Raw genomic sequence first — 13220 nt, 5'->3', positions numbered from 1 at the left:
TGCGTTTTTCACAAATGAATAGACAAGACCTTTTGCTACAGAGCATTCGAAAAAAAATTGGAGACCGCTCCTTACACGATGTATTATCCGAAATATTGGCCATTAGTTATGATGCGGCCCACCGAAGAATTAGCGGAAAAAGTAAATTAACACTGGAAGAAGCGCTGACATTGAGTCAATATTTTAGTATTCCCTTGGACCAACTCCACTCGAAGTCGGGACTTTTGCATTGTAAAAAATCGGTGAGTGTCACTTCGCAAACAGAGTTAGCCTCATATATTCAACAAGCGGTATCCGATTTACAAGCGTTTCAACCGCAAGGTACATTTTACTATTCGGCCAAAGACATCCCCTTATTTTATACGCTTGGGGGTAATCTTTTGACCAAATTCAAATGGTATGTTTGGCTGAATTTGTTGGCAAAACCGGAGGAGAGCAAAGCATTTCATCAATTTTACCTTACTGCATCTGTTGCCGAACAAGCGCAGCATTTGCAACAAATTTATGCCAAAGCTACTGTACATGAATTATGGAATGACTCTACGTTGAATAGCACTCTTTTCCAAATTGATTATTACTACGAATCGGGATTGTTGCAGGCAAATGAGGCTTTACTTTTGTTAGCCGATTTGTTGCAATTGGTGCAGGACATTGAACGAAAATTAAATGAAGAATCAACTTACTTTTTATACTACCACGAACTTTTGTTGATGAACAATAATGTTTTGGTGGAAAACGAGCGTTTGCGAAAATTATTTGTTCCCTACACAATGATAAGTTATTTGGTAACCGAAGATGAGCAAACCTTGATAGAAGCCAAAACCTATTTTCAACGTCTATTGCAAAATGCCAAATGTTTGAATACCGCAGGCCCGAAAGACCGCCTCCAGTTTTTTGCCAAAAAGAAACAGCGCATTCAATTTTACCACCAAAAAATAAAAGAGTCAATACAAGAGTAAAATGAACACGCAACGTTTTCACTTTTTGTCCGTCTTGCTATAAACAACCCTTTTACCTTGGATTTAAACCAAATCATCCATGGGTGTAAAAACTACAACCCAAATGCACAAAAAAGACTTTTCGAAATATACTCGAAGACGCTGTTCCATTTGAGTTTAAAATACTGCCGTTCGTTTGCTGATGCACAAGACAATACGCAAGATAGTTTTATCACCATTTATCATAAAATTCACCAATACCGAGGAAAAGGTTCGTTTGAAGGATGGATGAAACGCATCGTTATTAACCATGCTATCGATCGGTACCGGGCAGAGATAAAGACGGTTACAGAAGATGTTCCCGCAGTTTGGCTCACAGAAGAACCCGAAATTGAGGACCCTGAAACGTTTCCAATGGAAGCATTAATCCGTATGATACAGGAGTTACCCGATCAGTATCGACTCGTGTTTTCGCTATATGAGATGGAACACTATTCGCATGCTGAAATTGGTTCCCTTTTGCAAATAAGCGAGGGAACATCGCGCTCTAATTTGTCGCGGGCAAAACAACTTTTGAAAAGTAAAATTGAACAATTTTCACTACACCATAAAAATCATGGAACATAAACCCCAAAATATCGGTGATTTTTTCAATGCGCAACTAAACAATATGGATTTTTCAATGCCAGAAGATAGTTGGCAGGCGATTGAGCCGCATTTGCCTAAAAAGGAAAAGAAAAGACGCTTTATAATCTGGTTTTGGCTTGGAGGATTACTCATTATTGTGGGTTTGGGAACCTATACCTGGAACCGTAACCTTCCCTTTTTGCCTCAACAGAAAAACAACATTCCTCAAGCGAATTCGATACAAAAAAGCACAAAAGTCGCGGTAGAACCCAACAGCGATAAATCTTCAGCAGCTATTTTGGCGAAAAAAGCTTCTTCACCAGCAAAGGCTACTATTGTAGAGACTGATTTCCAAATCAGCAAGCCTGAAAAATTGAATACCGAGACGAAAGATAACCCTCATGCACCTAAAGAATCCTTTGAACGCCGATTATCAGCATTTGATACCAAAGCAGACAAAGTAGAACCACAACCCACCATCAATACCACACAAAATAGCATTCTAGTGTCAATGACCAACGTAGACGGCACCTTACTCCGAGAAGAAATAGATTCCCTTTGTTGGGAAGCGGGTAAGGTGAAAAAAAATGGGCGTAAACAGAAGAAAAAACTGGAAACGGCTAGTGACGAACAAGAGGAAAAAGGAAAGAATACGTTTTGGATTATGCCATATGCCGGACCCCTACTTTTGAACGATACAGGCACCGATCAAATAGTGGTAAATCAAGATACAAAGAAGAAAGTGAGTGAAATTACACTAACCTATGGCGTTCAATTTCGATGGATGATGAATGAAAATTGGGGGATGCAATTGGGAATCGGAAAAATGCAAGCTAGACAACGCCTTACATTTACCAATCAAAACTTACTTTTCAATTTTGATCATGTAGAATCGTCGTTAAATCAAAATGACCTCAACAATCAATTTGCAGGTATGGAATCCATTCAACTGCTGCGCGACGTTACCTATTGGGAAGTTCCCATGGAGGGATACTATCAATGGTCGCAAAACAAATGGAACATGGCGGTAAGTGCAGGCTTCAGTTATTTGGTTCAAACGCAAAACAGTCTTAGCAGTACCCATGCCAACGGAGAATCTTTCTATATCGGAAATGTGTTTACCGACACGCGTAACAGTATGTCGGCCAATGCAAAAGTACACTTACAGTATGTATGGAAAAAGAATTGGCGGTTGGAAATCGTTCCCGCTTTTCAATACCACTTTTTGACTAATGTGGAACGAACTAGAGCCATGAACTATTGGTTCTCTATTCGTACTGGAATCACCTATCAATTGCCATTCTAAACTGAATTGCATTACTAACCCTTAAAAAAGAATAAAAAAGAATAAAAATGAAAAAGAATATTCTACTAATGTTCAGCAGCCTGTTTCTTTGCACCCTAGTAGCTTGTTCTGAATCAGAGGACATAGCCGCAACCTCAACCACTACAGTGACGAAAATAGTCGAAAACAATTTCAACACTACAACTTCACCTTTTACCCTTAGTGATTCGACGACATACATCTTAGACAGTCAAGAGCGTATCATTGAAGTGGAACGAAGATTTACTTCGAATTCCAACATAGGAACAAGCACATACCTCTACAATAATGGTAAGATTGCACAAATAGAACGCCGACAAAATAACGTTCTTACTTCAAAATCTTACTACACTTATAATGGTGATGATTTGTCAGAATTCCGAACAGAATCCATTTCCAATACTGGAGTGGTGGGTTCTATCAACAAGCATACTTTCTACACCGTACAAGACACTATTTATTCGGATTGGGAACGAAGTGTTAATGGCGGTACAACCTACAGCCCTGTATTGCATTCTAAAATGGTCATTCAAAATGGAGATCGCACGTTCTATGAACATTATGACCCCATTAACTTGGAATGGCAACGGGTTTTGATTGCCTTTGACGCCAACCATAATCCCATAACAGAAACAAAGTACATTTTAAATGATAATGGCATTTGGGTAGTCGTACAAGTAGACAACTACACCTATGCAACACTGAAAAGTCCATTTTATAGAGCCTTAGAAAGAACTTTTGGTCGTAAAATCCTCGGAATGGTATATCATCTTTCAGGTAATGCAATTAATCGAGTTAACGCTCGTCATATTGCACCGTATTGTTTTGAAACCTATACTACAACTTGGGGAGGTGCAGAAGCTCCTACTTTTCAATTCACAAATACGGCACATAATACTGTATACGCCAAGAGCACGGTCATTAATTGTTTCAGTGGCGCTCTCACCACGCAACTCGGTTTTAATTACTATTTTTAAAAAAAAGGTAATTTTTATGTAACTTTTTGGAAGCGCATTACGTAAAAACACCTGAACACTTGAATTTAATTAAGGAGAAAACGTAATGAGACAGCTCAAAATCACCAAGCAGGTAACCAATCGTGAAACTGCTTCCTTAGACAAATACCTACAAGAAATCGGTAAAGTCGATTTAATTACTGCCGACGAAGAGGTGGAATTGGCCCAGCGTATCAAAGCCGGGGACCAACGCGCTTTGGAGAAATTAACCAAAGCCAATTTACGTTTCGTTGTATCCGTAGCCAAACAATACCAAAACCAAGGTCTTACACTTCCTGACTTAATCAACGAAGGGAATTTGGGATTGATTAAAGCGGCACAACGTTTTGACGAAACGCGTGGTTTTAAATTCATTTCGTATGCGGTTTGGTGGATTCGTCAATCGATTCTTCAAGCGTTGGCTGAGCAATCGCGTATCGTTCGTTTGCCTTTGAATAAAATTGGTTCGATTAATAAAATCAATAAAATGTACGCTTTGTTGGAGCAATCCAACGAGCGTCCGCCTTCAGCTGAGGAAATCGCTAAGGAATTAGACATGACCGTTAATGACGTGAAAGAGTCGATGAAAAACTCGGGACGTCACTTATCAATGGATGCTCCTTTGGTGGAAGGGGAAGATTCTAACTTATACGATGTATTGCGTTCAGGGGAATCTCCGAATCCTGATCGTGAATTGATTCACGAATCGTTGCGCATCGAAATCGAGCGTTCACTAGAAACTTTAACGCCAAGAGAAGCTGACGTCGTTCGTTTGTATTTTGGCTTGGGCGATCAACACCCGATGACATTGGAAGAAATTGGAGAAACTTTCGACTTGACCCGTGAACGTGTGCGTCAGATCAAAGAAAAAGCCATCCGACGATTGAAACATACGTCACGAAGCAAAATTTTAAAAACGTATTTAGGATAATATATTTGTTTCATGTTTAAAGTTTCACGTTACTCATAATAACTTGAAACCTTAAACTTGAAACTTGAAAGCAACAACAGTCCACGACTGTTCGTTTTTTGATTGATGATTGAAACTCCGGCTGATTACCGGAGTTTTGTTTTTTTAGGGCAAACAAAACCCGGTCTGTTCGCTTCCAGCTCGAGTATCCGGAGTTTTGTTTTTTTAGGGCAAACAAAACCCGGTCTGTTCGCTTCCAGCTCGAGTATCCGGAGTTTTGTTTTTTTAGGGCAAACAAAACCCGGTCTGTTCGCTTCCAGCTCGAGTATCCGGAGTTTTGTTTTTTTAGGGCAAACAAAACCCGGTCTGTTCGCTTCCAGCTCGAGTATCCGGAGTTTTGTTTTTTTAGGGCAAACAAAACCCGGTCTGTTCGCTTCCAGCTCGAGTTTAGCTTCGCTCTGTTCGGTTTTCAACCTCGAGTCCGGAGTTTTATTTTTTTATATCCTGTATCTCGCATTCCATCAATTCACAATTCATAACTCATAATTCATAACTTAATTAATTACTTTTGCAGCACAACACAACAAATTCTCTTTTCTCATGAAAAACACCCTACTTGCGCCTTCCGTTTTGGCCGCTGATTTTGGCAATCTACAACGCGATATTGAAATGATTAATCAATCGGAAGCCGATTGGTTCCATATTGATATTATGGACGGCGTTTTTGTTCCCAACATTTCGTTTGGAATGCCAGTTTTGGAAGCAATACAAAAACATGCTAAAAAAACAATCGATGTCCATTTAATGATTGTCGATCCTGATCGTTACATCACCACCTTCAAAAAATTAGGCGCCGATGTTCTCACGGTACATTACGAAGCTTGCACCCATTTGCACCGTACCCTTCAAGCCATTAAAGCCGAGGGAATGCAAGCTGGAGTGGCTTTAAATCCGCATACCCCCATTGAAGTGTTAAACGATATCATCCAAGATATAGACTTGGTCTGCTTGATGAGCGTCAATCCAGGGTTTGGTGGACAATCGTTTATCGAACATACCTACAATAAAATTATCCGTTTAAAACAATTGATTACGGAGCGAGGCGCTGCTACTTTAATCGAAATCGACGGTGGCGTCACCGACCAAAACGCAAAACAACTGGCGGCTACCGGTGCAGATGTTTTGGTGGCAGGCAGTTTTGTCTTCCGCGCGGAAAACCCGATAGCAACTATACAAAATTTAAAATCAATTACACGATAACACAAAGGCTTCTTAGGGAGCCTTTTTTTTTTAATACTGTGCCAATAAGTATTTGATCAAATCTGTGGTCGTGACAATACCCACCAATAATTCATCCAATACAACAGGTAAAGCATGAAACTCTCGGGAAGCTAAAATTTCGGCAACCTCTCGAATAGTAGTCTCAGGCGATACCGTAACCAAATGACGCGCCATCACTTGTTCAATCGAAAACATATTGTAGACGGTAGTATCTACCTCCATCGCTTCCTCGTCAACGGCATCGGCGAAAGAAATACGCAACAAATCGGTGAGACTCAACATCCCAACAATGGTATTGCCTTGCACCACGGGAATATGGCGAATGTGATGCTTTTTGAACAACGCTTCTGCTTTGGTAAGATCGTCTGTACTGTTGAGTTTAATTACATTTTTGGTCATAATCGTAGCGACCGGCACATGATTTTTCATAAGACTTTCTATTTATTTATCCCTAAAGGTAGTCGATACCCAAACGAAAGAATATGATATAAATCAGTTATAAGGATTGGCGCAGCAACAAACGACTTGGATTCTCCTCCTGTATAAAATCTTGCGTGTTCACCCACGATGCCAAACGTTTTCCCATCGCTGTAAAATCGGTTGAAATCGTTGTTATTCCGCGGGCTACGACTTTCTTTAATGGCGTATCATTATAGGATATGATGCCCACATCACTACCAATTTCCAATCCGTATTCTTGTGATTTTTCTACCACCCGAACCAAATCCCGATCATCGGGGATCACAAACACCGTTCCTCGTTCCAATTGCGAAAGCTCAAAATGGGATTGAATGGTATACGGCTTTCCAAAATCACGACAAAATTGCTCAAAACCCGTAACCATGCCTAAAGGTTCTTTTTGCCCTGGGAACAACAATACCAATTGGGTATAGGGTTCCAATCGTGAAGCAGCCAAGGTCAACGCCGAATACATAGCCCGAACAAAATTTTGATAAATACTCGGATATTGCTGTAAACTGGGACGCGTTTGGTCTAAAATCAATACATCCTGACGAGGCAATTGCGCAATGACCTCTTCAACACCTTCCATGTTTGAGGGCATCAAAATGTATTTGGAGTAACTTCCTACCGCATCGTCAATCATTTTACGAAATAAACCTAAATTAAAATGATGAAAAAAAATATCGACCTGTGCCTTACTCTCCAAAGCTTCCAAAAACGCATTATAAATATCCTCTTTAAAAGCATTCAGTTCGTCAAATAATAAAAAATAACGCTGTGTATAACTGAGATCCTCACTTTTTACAAAATATCCTTTCCCCAAATGGGCGTAAATCACCCCCTGTTTTTTTAAAATCTCATACGCCGTCAAAACGGTATCACGCGATACTCCATTTTCTAAACAAACCTTGTTAACGGAAGGAAGTCGATCGTGTTTGCGCCATTTTTTACGCACAATAGCCTCCTCTACGGCAGCAACTATTTGCTTATAAATGGGTGTAACAGACTGTTTATCAATGTGTATAATGCGCATCTTTTAAAAACCGGTAGGGTGAAAAATAAAAACTGGTAGGTACCGGTATGCAATTTACAATAAAGTCGGCTAATTTTGATAATTCCAAAAAAAAATCAGGATGAAATCATCACATTCGCAAATACAGTCCGCTACGGGAGCACAATTTTTCGGAACAACGCCTTTGGGTCATGATGTGTATTTGCGTACCATTCGCAATCAAAATGGGATGGAACTTTCTGTGGCTGATTTTGGAGCGACGATTACACGTTTGAAAATCCCTGTGAATGTATTGTATGCGGTTGATGTTGTCCTCGGATTTGAATCGGTCGACGACTATATTCAATCGTTTTCCTTGCCCAACCCACCCTTTATGGGAGCTGTAGTGGGACCCTTTGCCGGTCGGATCAATCACGGTAAAGCTCCCCTTAATGATAAAATGATTCAATTGGAAACCAATGCTGGAGAGCACCATTTGCACGGCGGCTCGATCAATTTAAGCAATCAATTGTGGCGTTTTAAATCGGCCACTTTTGGTGAAAATCCGAGTTTGACCTATACCTTTACCACAGTGGCAGAGGCAGGGAATTATCCGGGTATTTTAACCTTGTGGGTGACGTACCAACTTTTGGAAAACAACACCCTTAAAGTCACCTTTAAAGGAACCTCAACGGCGGATACTTTTATCAATCTCACCCAACATAGTTATTTCAATTTAAACGGACACGACACTTCGATTCATGGCATGCAATTGCAACTTTATGCTTCCCAAAAATTGGAGACCACCGCGGATTTGATTCCTACAGGAAATCGGTTATCCGTTCGCGAAACCCCTGATGATTTCGAGCAACTTCGAGCATGTCCTAAAGCATGTGATACGACGTTTATTCTTTCAAATGCACATGCCGCAACATTATATAGCCCTAAAAACCAATTGCGCATGGATGTTTTTACCAACCAACCTGCTGTGCATATTTACGTTGGGGGTAACTGTTTTGACACCCTAATCGGCAAAGAGCAAGCCGCCTACCACAGCTTAAGCGGCATTTGTTTTGAAACCCAAAAATTTCCCGACGCGCCCAATCACCCCCATTTTCCCAATACCGTGCTACGAAAAGGGGAACCCTATTTGCACGAAACGTTATTTCAATTTCAAAAACAATAAGCATATGAAAAAGTTACTCTCTTTATGTAGTCTTATCTTTCTTTTCTCTTGTTCCAATAGTGAAGAAAATGCAAATCCAACACCTACTCCCGAACCGACGTTTTATCGGGCTACGGATGCTTCTTTTATTCCGCTTATCGAAAGTGAAGGAACCGTGTATAAAAATAACGGAGTGGCAGAAGACCCTATAATTACGCTAAAAAACGCAGGGTGCAACGCCATTCGTATTCGCCTTTGGCACAATCCCGCCGACGGACATAGTGGATTTAATGAAGTTAAAACCTTTGCCCAACGCATCAAACAAGCGGGACTGAAAGTTTGGATCACCGTACACTACTCTGACACTTGGGCCGATCCGGGACACCAAACCAAACCCGCTGCTTGGCAGAGTATGGATTTTAACAGCTTGAAAAATGCAGTAATTAGTTATACCACCCAAATTGTCAACGAAATTCAACCCGACATCATTCAAATAGGAAACGAAACCAACGACGGTATGCTTTGGCCTGAAGGTCGCCTTTCGACACAAGAAAATCAATATTTACAACTCGTGAATGCGGCTTGTGGAGCTGTTCGATCGGCCAATCCAGCTACAAAAATTATGCTTCATTTTGCAGGTTTGACAGGAGCGGATTGGTATTTTGGAAAAGTAGCTCAAGTGGACTATGATTATATCGGACTCTCGTATTACCCCATTTGGCATGGAAAAAGTTTGGTCGATGTGCAAAACAAAATGAATACTTTGGGCAACCTACATAATAAAAAAGTCATGCTAGCAGAAACTTCCTACCCTTTCACCCTTGGCTTTGATGATTTTACCAACAATGTGGTGGGACTAAACAACCAATTAATCCCCGGTTTTGACGCCACTCCCAATGGCCAACGCGGCTTTTTTTCAGCCATTAAAAATATGGTGAATCAATCGCCCGTAGGTATTGGATTTTGCTATTGGGGCGCCGAATGGGTGGCGTTTCGGGGACCCACAGCTACCAATGGATCCAGTTGGGAAAATCAAGCGTTATGGGATTTTGACCAAAATGCTTTGCCTGCGATGAGTGTATTTAATGCCAACTAACCGTTGAAAATGAAGAAGCTATTCATCTATATCGGGCTATTTCTTTGGGGAACCCTAATGGCTTGGGCGCAAGAACCCTTTTTTGCCAAAGGAGCCGATGTGAGTTGGTTACCTCAAATGGAAGCCAGCGGTATCACCTTTAAAGACTCGCAAGGACAACCCAAAGACTGTTTGCTTATTTTGAAGGAATTGGGCATGAATAGCATCCGATTGCGCGTTTTTGTGAATCCCAACAACGACAAAACCAGCGGCCATTGCAGTACGGATGAAACGGTCGCTATGGCACTTCGGGCCCAAAAATTAGGCATGCGAATCCTTATCGATTTCCATTACAGCGATTCCTGGGCCGATCCTGCCAAACAAAACAAACCCAAAGCGTGGGAAAATCTCGCTTTCCCCCAACTTTGCGATGCCGTTTACCAACATACTCATGAAGTACTTACCGCCTTGAACAAAGCGGGCATCACCCCAGATTGGGTTCAAATTGGCAATGAAATCCCAGGAGGTATGCTTTGGCCCGACGGGAGCACACAACATTGGAACCAATTGGCGCAGCTTCTCAACAAAGGCTATGATGCTACCAAAGCCGTCAATCCCAGCATTAAAGTCATCGTACATGTCGACGAAGGCAACAATCGGGAAAAGTTTAATGCTTTTTTTGACCAAGCCACACAACACCAAGTGCGTTACGACATTATTGGACTCTCCTACTACCCTTTTTGGATAAAAAAAGATTACTCAGAGACGATCACCGATTTGGAAACGAATTTGATTACCTTGTCTAAAAAATACAACAAAGACGTTATGATTGTTGAAGTAGGCGGGGAAGTCTCCAAAATTGAGAACACCTTTCAATTGCTTCAAGCCACCTTGAATGCGGTACGAAAAGTTCCCAACCACCGCGGTTTGGGCGTCTTTTATTGGGAACCGCAAGGCATTCAAAGTTGGAGTCACTACAGCTTAAACGCTTGGCTAGAAAATGGCCAACCTTCGCCCGCTTTGGACGCTTTTAAAAACTAAACCTATGCAAAAAACGCTACTCTTCCTCGGACTTTTGGGCTGTATTTGCTTTTCAACCCAAGCGCAACGTATAACCAACCTCGATAGCGATTGGCGCTTTCATTTCGGACATGCTGCACTACCCGAAAAAGACTTCAACTATAGTTTGGCTACCATTTTCTCCAAATCGGGAGGCGCCGCACAAACCGCGATCGACCCAAAATTTGTAGACACAACGTGGACCAAAATCAATATTCCACACGATTGGGCCGTATCCTTACCTTTTGTCTACGACCCGAGTTATGAAGTGGAGTCGCACGGCTACAAACCGGTCGGCGGACGGTTCCCAGAAACCAGTATCGGATGGTACCGCAAGCGCTTTACCGTTTCGCCACAAGCTGGACTCGATCGCTATGCATTACAATTTGATGGCATCTTTAGAAATGCTTCCGTTTGGCTCAATGGGTTCTATGTAGGCACCAACCAAAGTGGTTATGTAGGCATCACGTATGATGTGACCGATTATATTCAAGTGGATAAGGAAAATGTATTGGTCGTTCGTGTAGACGCTACGCAATATGAAGGTTGGTTTTATGAAGGAGCAGGCATTTATCGCCATGTTTGGTTACAGCAATTCAATTCCCTGCATGTGGCCGATGGGGACTTTTTCGTTCATTCGAAAATAGAGGGTAAAAAAGCAACCGTGACCCTAGAGACCACCGTGACCAATAAAAACTTTTCCCCCAGCGATTGTACCGTTGCCACCTATATTACTACTCGGGAGGGTAAAATAATAGGGAAGTCAAGCGAACAGCAACTCTATTTGACCACCAATCAACAAGGTACCGTCAAACAAAAAATTACGCTCAACAATCCGCTCCTCTGGGATATTGACAATCCGTACTTATACCGTGCTGTAACCGTTGTTAAACAAAAGGGAAAGATTGTCGACCAACACAAAATAAAGTTCGGAATCCGTAGCGTAGCGTTTGAGGGTAAAAAAGGATTTTTCTTAAACGAAAAACCTCTTAAAATTAAAGGTACCAACAACCATCAAGACCACGCTGGAGTGGGCAGTGCATTGCCCGATGATTTGCAGTATTACCGGATAAAACTGTTGAAAGAAATGGGTTCCAATGCCTACCGCGCGAGTCATCATTCTCCCACGCGCGAACTCCTAGAAGCGTGCGACAGTTTGGGCATGTTGGTTGTCGATGAACAGCGATTACTGAATAGCAGTGCTGAATATTTGGATCAATTTACCCGACTTATCAAACGCGACCGCAATCATCCTTCGGTATTTTTATGGTCGATTGGTAACGAAGAAGGATGGATTCAGAAAAATGATTTTGGTAAAAGAATTGCCCTTACGTTGTTGGCCAAACAACGGGAACTCGATCCTTCACGAACCAGTACGTATGCTGCCGATATGGGGAACGAATTTCCAGGGGTCAATGAAGTCATTCCGATACGCGGATTCAATTACCGACAGTATGCTGTTGCCGATTACCACAAAGACCATCCTGACCAACCGCTTGTAGGAACGGAGATGGGGAGTACCGTAACCACCCGCGGTATTTATGAAAAAGACCCTGTACGAGCCTACGTTCCCGATCAAGATATCACCGCACCATGGTGGGCTAGTAAGGCCGAAGATTGGTGGCGATTGGCCGCCGAAAACGACTATTGGATGGGTGGTTTTGTTTGGACCGGATTTGACTATCGCGGGGAACCAACACCCTACAAATGGCCCAATATCAATTCGCATTTTGGTATCTTGGACATGTGTGGTTTTCCTAAAAACATTTACTACTACTATAAAAGTTGGTGGACCGATGAAGAGGTAATGCATATTTCCCCCCATTGGAACTGGCCAGATAAAGTAGGTCAACCCATCGATGTTTGGGTAAATACCAACGCCGATGACGTCGAACTTTTTTTGAATGGTAAAAGTTTGGGTAAAAAAGTCATGCCGCGCAACAGTCATTTGAAATGGTCAGTTCCCTACGAGCCCGGGAAACTGGAAGCTGTTGGATATAAAAAAGGAAAACGTATCACTGCACAAGTAGAAACTACAGGCACACCCAATCGTGTTAGCGCCACACCCAACCGTGTACAATGCCAAGCTAACGGTACCGACATTATCGTGGTTAACCTTTCGATAGTCGATGCTGCAGGCCGTGAAGTCCCTGTTGCCGACAACCGCATCCAATTTGAACTCACAGGAGAGGCCAAAATCATCGGAGTTGGGAATGGCGATCCCAGTTCACACGAACCCGATCAATGGGTGAATGGCACCTGGCAACGCAATGCGTTTAATGGAAAATGTCAAGTGATTATACAGGCGGGAACGACCGCAGGACCCGTACAACTAAAAGCAACAGCCAACGGACTTCAGGCGGCAACCCTAACGTTGACCCAAACCAAATAAG

The 13220-nt window shown here is 42.1% G+C and carries 13 protein-coding genes; 10 read left to right on the top strand and 3 right to left on the bottom strand.

The genetic code is table 11. The annotated features are described in order from the left end of the window. Nucleotides 1-14 precede the first annotated feature (14 nt). The 5 genes from BUC17_RS07715 to BUC17_RS07695 all read left to right on the top strand — a co-directional run bounded on the left by BUC17_RS07715 (nucleotide 15) and on the right by BUC17_RS07695 (nucleotide 4815). Complete coding sequence (locus BUC17_RS07715) at nucleotides 15-959, top strand: helix-turn-helix domain-containing protein (RefSeq protein WP_073363108.1); 945 nt, start codon at nucleotides 15-17, stop codon at nucleotides 957-959. Between the two features lie 57 nt (nucleotides 960-1016). Continuing rightward, the gene (locus tag BUC17_RS07710; RefSeq protein ID WP_073363107.1) at nucleotides 1017-1565 is read left to right on the top strand and encodes an RNA polymerase sigma factor; all 549 of its coding nucleotides are present in this window, start codon (nucleotides 1017-1019) and stop codon (nucleotides 1563-1565) included. Beyond that, nucleotides 1555-2871: a porin family protein gene (locus BUC17_RS07705; protein ID WP_073363105.1), complete on the top strand. Its 1317-nt coding sequence runs from the start codon at nucleotides 1555-1557 to the stop codon at nucleotides 2869-2871. The genes BUC17_RS07710 and BUC17_RS07705 overlap by 11 nt, the downstream gene beginning before the upstream one ends. Before the next feature lie 47 nt (nucleotides 2872-2918). Then, entirely contained in the window at nucleotides 2919-3866 is a 948-nt protein-coding gene (locus tag BUC17_RS13990; RefSeq protein WP_143161752.1) for a hypothetical protein, read from the top strand. Between the two features lie 85 nt (nucleotides 3867-3951). Continuing rightward, entirely contained in the window at nucleotides 3952-4815 is an 864-nt protein-coding gene (locus tag BUC17_RS07695) for a sigma-70 family RNA polymerase sigma factor (protein ID WP_073363102.1), read from the top strand. 125 nt (nucleotides 4816-4940) lie between these two features. On the opposite strand, the gene BUC17_RS07690 is transcribed toward BUC17_RS07695, so the two are convergent. Further along, on the bottom strand, nucleotides 4941-5267 hold the full coding sequence (locus tag BUC17_RS07690) for a hypothetical protein (protein WP_073363100.1): 327 nt from the start codon (nucleotides 5265-5267) through the stop codon (nucleotides 4941-4943). A gap of 127 nt (nucleotides 5268-5394) precedes the next feature. Here BUC17_RS07690 and rpe point away from each other — a divergent pair, with 127 nt between their 5' ends. After that, nucleotides 5395-6054, top strand: a complete 660-nt coding sequence (rpe, locus tag BUC17_RS07685) for a ribulose-phosphate 3-epimerase (RefSeq protein ID WP_073363099.1) — start codon at nucleotides 5395-5397, stop codon at nucleotides 6052-6054. A gap of 30 nt (nucleotides 6055-6084) precedes the next feature. Here the strand turns inward: rpe and BUC17_RS07680 are convergent, their stop codons facing one another. Together BUC17_RS07680 and BUC17_RS07675 are read right to left on the bottom strand one after the other, a co-directional pair. Beyond that, the gene (locus BUC17_RS07680; protein WP_073363097.1) at nucleotides 6085-6504 is read right to left on the bottom strand and encodes a CBS domain-containing protein; all 420 of its coding nucleotides are present in this window, start codon (nucleotides 6502-6504) and stop codon (nucleotides 6085-6087) included. Nucleotides 6505-6571: 67 nt separating this feature from the next. Then, nucleotides 6572-7570, bottom strand: a complete 999-nt coding sequence (locus tag BUC17_RS07675) for a GntR family transcriptional regulator (RefSeq protein WP_073363095.1) — start codon at nucleotides 7568-7570, stop codon at nucleotides 6572-6574. 100 nt (nucleotides 7571-7670) lie between these two features. Here BUC17_RS07675 and BUC17_RS07670 point away from each other — a divergent pair, with 100 nt between their 5' ends. The 4 genes from BUC17_RS07670 to galA are packed head-to-tail and all read left to right on the top strand — an operon-like array spanning nucleotide 7671 to nucleotide 13219. After that, nucleotides 7671-8714 (top strand): aldose epimerase family protein, encoded by a 1044-nt coding sequence (locus tag BUC17_RS07670; protein ID WP_073363094.1) that lies wholly within the window; start codon nucleotides 7671-7673, stop codon nucleotides 8712-8714. 4 nt (nucleotides 8715-8718) lie between these two features. Beyond that, on the top strand, nucleotides 8719-9789 hold the full coding sequence (locus BUC17_RS07665; protein WP_073363092.1) for a glycoside hydrolase family 53 protein: 1071 nt from the start codon (nucleotides 8719-8721) through the stop codon (nucleotides 9787-9789). Nucleotides 9790-9798: 9 nt separating this feature from the next. Beyond that, entirely contained in the window at nucleotides 9799-10809 is a 1011-nt protein-coding gene (locus BUC17_RS07660; protein ID WP_073363189.1) for a glycoside hydrolase family 53 protein, read from the top strand. A gap of 4 nt (nucleotides 10810-10813) precedes the next feature. Beyond that, nucleotides 10814-13219, top strand: a complete 2406-nt coding sequence (galA, locus tag BUC17_RS07655; protein WP_083544805.1) for a beta-galactosidase GalA — start codon at nucleotides 10814-10816, stop codon at nucleotides 13217-13219. Nucleotide 13220: the final 1 nt, after the last annotated feature.

Origin of the sequence: Flavobacterium fontis, from assembly GCF_900129405.1 — a bacterium.
Lineage (GTDB): Bacteria > Bacteroidota > Bacteroidia > Flavobacteriales > Flavobacteriaceae > Flavobacterium > Flavobacterium fontis.
This window is presented reverse-complemented; position numbering and strand designations above follow the sequence as displayed.

Coding starts and splice junctions, on each gene's coding strand:
- rpe (WP_073363099.1), top strand. CDS start 5,395: ATGAAAAACACCCTACTTGCGCCTTCCGTTTTGGCCGCTGATTTTGGC.
- BUC17_RS07670 (WP_073363094.1), top strand. CDS start 7,671: ATGAAATCATCACATTCGCAAATACAGTCCGCTACGGGAGCACAATTT.
- BUC17_RS07680 (WP_073363097.1), bottom strand. CDS start 6,504: ATGAAAAATCATGTGCCGGTCGCTACGATTATGACCAAAAATGTAATT.
- BUC17_RS07665 (WP_073363092.1), top strand. CDS start 8,719: ATGAAAAAGTTACTCTCTTTATGTAGTCTTATCTTTCTTTTCTCTTGT.
- BUC17_RS07705 (WP_073363105.1), top strand. CDS start 1,555: ATGGAACATAAACCCCAAAATATCGGTGATTTTTTCAATGCGCAACTA.
- BUC17_RS07715 (WP_073363108.1), top strand. CDS start 15: ATGAATAGACAAGACCTTTTGCTACAGAGCATTCGAAAAAAAATTGGA.
- BUC17_RS07695 (WP_073363102.1), top strand. CDS start 3,952: ATGAGACAGCTCAAAATCACCAAGCAGGTAACCAATCGTGAAACTGCT.
- BUC17_RS07675 (WP_073363095.1), bottom strand. CDS start 7,570: ATGCGCATTATACACATTGATAAACAGTCTGTTACACCCATTTATAAG.
- BUC17_RS07660 (WP_073363189.1), top strand. CDS start 9,799: ATGAAGAAGCTATTCATCTATATCGGGCTATTTCTTTGGGGAACCCTA.
- galA (WP_083544805.1), top strand. CDS start 10,814: ATGCAAAAAACGCTACTCTTCCTCGGACTTTTGGGCTGTATTTGCTTT.
- BUC17_RS13990 (WP_143161752.1), top strand. CDS start 2,919: ATGAAAAAGAATATTCTACTAATGTTCAGCAGCCTGTTTCTTTGCACC.